The sequence below is a fragment of the Microcystis sp. M53603_WE2 genome, assembly GCF_030065435.1.
Map to the genome: position 1 here is coordinate 1 of NZ_JASJFF010000637.1, position 3,855 is coordinate 3,855.

3 protein-coding genes are annotated in these 3,855 nt (G+C 44.6%); 2 read left to right on the forward strand and 1 reads right to left on the reverse strand.

Translation table 11 applies throughout. The features are described 5' to 3' along the window. Positions 1-448: 448 nt before the first annotated feature. Positions 449-835: an AbrB family transcriptional regulator gene (locus tag PX481_RS13550; RefSeq protein ID WP_002759727.1), complete on the reverse strand. Its 387-nt coding sequence runs from the start codon at positions 833-835 to the stop codon at positions 449-451. A gap of 532 nt (positions 836-1,367) precedes the next feature. On the opposite strand from PX481_RS13550, the gene PX481_RS13555 reads away from it, so the two are divergent. Together PX481_RS13555 and PX481_RS13560 are read left to right on the forward strand one after the other, a co-directional pair. After that, on the forward strand, positions 1,368-2,354 hold the full coding sequence (locus PX481_RS13555) for a succinate dehydrogenase/fumarate reductase iron-sulfur subunit (RefSeq protein ID WP_288094743.1): 987 nt from the start codon (positions 1,368-1,370) through the stop codon (positions 2,352-2,354). A gap of 60 nt (positions 2,355-2,414) precedes the next feature. After that, positions 2,415-3,416 carry a CsgG/HfaB family protein gene (locus PX481_RS13560; protein ID WP_288094744.1) on the forward strand — a complete coding sequence of 334 codons (1,002 nt, stop codon included), beginning with the start codon at positions 2,415-2,417 and terminating at the stop codon, positions 3,414-3,416. Positions 3,417-3,855 lie beyond the last annotated feature (439 nt).

The following is a 3,855-nucleotide window of genomic DNA, read 5'->3' on the forward strand; positions in this document are numbered from 1 at the left end:
CTACAAGAAGGATAATGCAAGGTTTTTGAACGTCCCAATCCTATTTTCGCAGCATGAACATCGGACTTTAACAGGTCAAAAGCTTTATTTTAAAAGGGTTTTACCATTATTCAGCAAACCCTAAATAGAAATAATCTCCTGTCTCGGAGTCTCCTGTCTCGGAGTCTCCTGTCTCGGAGTCTCCTGATGGCTAAAACAACAAACCCTCCAGGGACAGAATAACTGTGGAACTTTGCCCTGATAAAGCCTAGCTCCAACAAAAATCCATCCCTAGGGGGTTGCGAAAAAGAAGAAAAAGTGCTTAAGGAAAACCCCTCGAGTTGATGAAAGAGGCGGTCAGGGGTTAGAATTAGGGATAAGAATCTATATTGTCTTTTTGGTCGGTCCTGTCAAAATTAGCCCTTTTGACTGCCGATTTTTTTTTCCTTATCCCTACTCCGTAACCTATTTAAGCTTCTACCGGTTCTTCTGATTCCGTTTGTTTGAGGTGGATGTGCTTGTAGCCAAGTTTGATTTCAAACTCATCGCCAGGCTGCAAGTTCATTTGTTCGGTATAGGTGGAACCGATGACGATTTGACCATTTTTATGGACACTAACCCGGAAAGTGGGTTCGCGGCCGCGGCCATCTTTAGTGCCTTCGGGATCAAGAGGAACCCCTTTTGCACCCAAAACAGCATCGTAAAAGTCGGTTAAATTGACCCGAACCTGACCATCTTTACTTTGAGAGTAGTAACCACAACGTTTTGCCGTTTCGCGACGGGGTAAGTGGGATAACTCTTTGACTTTTTGAAGTAGAGCTTTCCCGGTTAGGGGAGTAGGAGAGACATCACTCATGGTACTTTTTAATGTTCCTTGATTTTTGACTGACTGTCAATTAAGTTTACACTGACAAATTGATCATACCAAAAATCTCGCCAAAAATGTCTAGAGGGGAATAATAAATTTTTTAAAACTGATGGTTCGGTGATGACAATCGTGGTAAGAAGACCCCGGACTAGGTAGTAAGTGTAAACCTTGTGGGGGAGGGGAAATTTTTGGTCAAGACTCTGGCAATTTTTGGTCGGGTGGGAGGAAAACAGGGGGGAGAAAGTAAGGCCATAAAACCGATAAAGCTATACCTAGCAAGGAATTGAGCAACTATAATTGTGGTTGGAGTTGGCAAAAAACTAATGACCCAGAGCAGCAAATCCGGGGTGATTAAACTGTTTTCGAGCGACTTCCCCATCTATCATTAGGCCTAGATACCCACCCCTTGGCTCAACCGACCGGGGAAAATCTTAAGGATTAATTACCATTACTAGCTCCCCTTTGGCCCGTTAACATCGATTATCCTGAGTATTAGGAGTCCCTCATCCCCGTGCCGAGTATGGAAGTTTCTTTTAAAATTCTGCGTCAACGACCCAACGACACCCCCTACCTAGAAAATTTTACCCTAGAGGTGGAGGCGGGAAATACAATTCTCGACTGCCTTAATCGCATCAAATGGGAACTTGATGGAACTTTGGCCTTTCGTAAAAATTGCCGCAATACAATTTGTGGCAGCTGTGCGATGAAAATTAACGGTCGTTCGGCCTTGGCTTGTCAACAAAATATCGCCAGTGAATTAAACCATTGTAGCCAAAAAGATGCCGGAGAAATTCCCGAAATCACGATCGCCCCTCTGGGTAATTTACCGATTATCCGGGATTTAATTGTCAATATGCAACCGTTTTGGGACGATTTAGAAAAAGTTGAACCTTATATTAGTAGTCAAGCACGTAGCATTCCCGAACGAGAATTTCTGCAAACTCCAGAAGAAAGAGCCAATCTCAATCAGATGGGTAACTGCATTATGTGCGGGGCCTGTTATTCGGAATGTAACGCCAAGCAAGTCAATCCCGATTTTGTCGGTCCCCACGCTTTAGCAAAAGCGCAGCGCACCCTAGCAGATTCCCGCGATGGTAATCAGGAAAGTCGCCTAGAACTTTATAACCAAGGCACCGCAGGGGTTTGGGGTTGTACCCGTTGCTATTTCTGTAATGCGGTTTGTCCTATGGAAGTGGCTCCTATGGATCAGATCGGTAAAATTAAACAGGAAATACTCGCTCGCAAGTCGGCCGATAGTAGTCGTCCCATTCGTCACCGGAAAGTTTTAGTGGAATTAGTCAAAGCAGGGGGATGGGTGGATGAACGCAAATTCGGCCTCTATGTGCTGGGCAATTATTGGCGCGATTTACAGGGTTTATTAAGTATTGCCCCCTTGGGATTGCGGATGATTGCTAAGGGTAAATTTCCCACTTCCTTTGAAGCTTCCGAGGGAACCGAGGAAGTGAGAGGTTTAATTACTGCCATTCAAAATTCTCCCTCTCGATAGTTAGAGCAATTTTCAGATGTATTATGAGCTATATTCTATTTGACTGGAGAACTCATTATCATGTTCGATCGAGATACTATCCGTGGTTTTTCTGCCCTAATCACCCTTGTGGGAGTCGCTTCTAGTTTGGGTTTTAGCTTTAACGCACCGGCTTTCTCCCAAGCTATCTCTAACAATTTACCATTACTCTTAGCCCAAAAAAGCGAAAAGGTGCGAGTAGCGGTTTTAGACTTCGATTATAGCGGTCTCAGTAATCCCCAGTGGTTAACATTTCTCAATGGTGGAGCCAGTGGTGTCAGTGATATTCTCGTCAATAAATTGGTGGAAAGTGGTCGCTATACAGTCATTGAGCGCAGTCGCATTGATGCCGTCCTTAGAGAACAGAATTTGGGGGCTTCGGGACGGGTAGATGCCGCTACCGCTGCTCAAATCGGGCAAATTTTGGGGGTAGATGTGGTGATTATCGGTTCGATTACCCAATTCGATTTACAAAAAAAACAATCCGGTGGCTCGTTTATTATTTTTAGCACTGCCAAGACAGAAACCGATGCTTTTGTCAAGTTGAATGTCCGGGCAATTAATACCACCACGGCCGAAATTATTACCACCGCTCAGGGAGATGGTACTGCCAATCAATCCGATGGTTCAACCGTGGTTTTAGGCGTTGGGGGTGGTTCCCAAACTTCCAATGAAGGGAAATTACTCAGTATTGCCACCGATAAGGCAGTGGCGCGGGTGGTGGATAATCTCAATGATAAAGCCGACCAAATCGCCGCTACACCTCGCTCGCTCCCGACTGTCACCGCTTTAGTGGCTGCCGTGGCGGGAAATCAGGTAATTCTCAATAAAGGTACGGGAGAAGGTTATCGTGTCGGTTTACGCATTTCCATCGAACGGACGACTCAAACGGTCAAGGATCCGCAAACGGGTAAGGTTATCCGTCAGATTACTCAACCGATTGGCACTCTCGAAATTGTCGAAGCTGATGGTCAATCTAGCGTCGGTCGCATCATTACCGGTAATGGTTTTAAAGTCGGTGATTTAGCTAAACCCATTCGTTAGTTATGAATTATGAATTGGGGAAGTGGGGAAGTGGGGAGATCGGTAAACTTAAATCTGATAACTGATCACTGATAACTGATAACTGATAACTGATTACTGATAAGTGAACACTCACGAAAATTTGAAGTTATTTGACAATCCCGTCGCACTAAGCGCTTCGGGATTCTTAGTTCAACGAGTCCACTTAAATTAGATGCCTTGCGTTATCCAACCCAGAGGTGGTTCTCACGCTTGCGCGTTACTTTTCGTATGCCCTACGATAGTCCCCCTTGCCCCCCCCGACGTCGGGGGGGGGCAAGGGTAGGGCTGTTTCATTTAAATTAAGTATAGCTGATTTTGAGTCAATAAATTTGACCGAAGATTCTCAAGTTTATCTTGTTCTAACCAAAAGAGTTAGTCACAATAACTAATCTTTAATCCTCTGCCAAATTTATTATGA